The sequence below is a fragment of the Agrilactobacillus composti DSM 18527 = JCM 14202 genome, from assembly GCF_001436375.1.
GTDB classification, from domain to species: domain Bacteria; phylum Bacillota; class Bacilli; order Lactobacillales; family Lactobacillaceae; genus Agrilactobacillus; species Agrilactobacillus composti.
This window is the reverse complement of sequence record NZ_AZGA01000032.1, coordinates 1-299: the sequence shown is the minus strand read 5'-3', so window position 1 is coordinate 299 and position 299 is coordinate 1. Positions and strand designations below refer to the sequence as shown.

The 299-nt window shown below is 47.2% G+C and carries 1 pseudogene; it reads left to right on the top strand.

Going from position 1 to position 299, the window contains the following annotated elements:
* Nucleotides 1-299: pseudogene (locus tag FC83_RS17205) on the top strand (phospho-sugar mutase); the annotation flags it as partial.

Sequence of the window (299 nt, the reverse complement as noted above, 5' to 3'; positions counted from 1 at the left end):
GATCTGATCACCAGCTATGTGCGCAAAGTGACAGATTTATTTAACATTGCTGTGGTTGCTGAAACAAAATTACGGGAAGCTGGTCTGATGCACCTGATTGGTGAGGATGTGGATCAGGCTTACCTGGCCGAATTAAAAACGGTTACGATCAACCCAGATTTGATCGCCGAAACCGGTAAAAACATGAAACTGGTTTATACGCCGTTACACGGGACCGGGAAGATGCTGGCCGAACGGGTCTTGCATAATGCCGGGTTCCAAGGTTTTTCCATCGTGACGAAACAGGCTATTTTGGATCC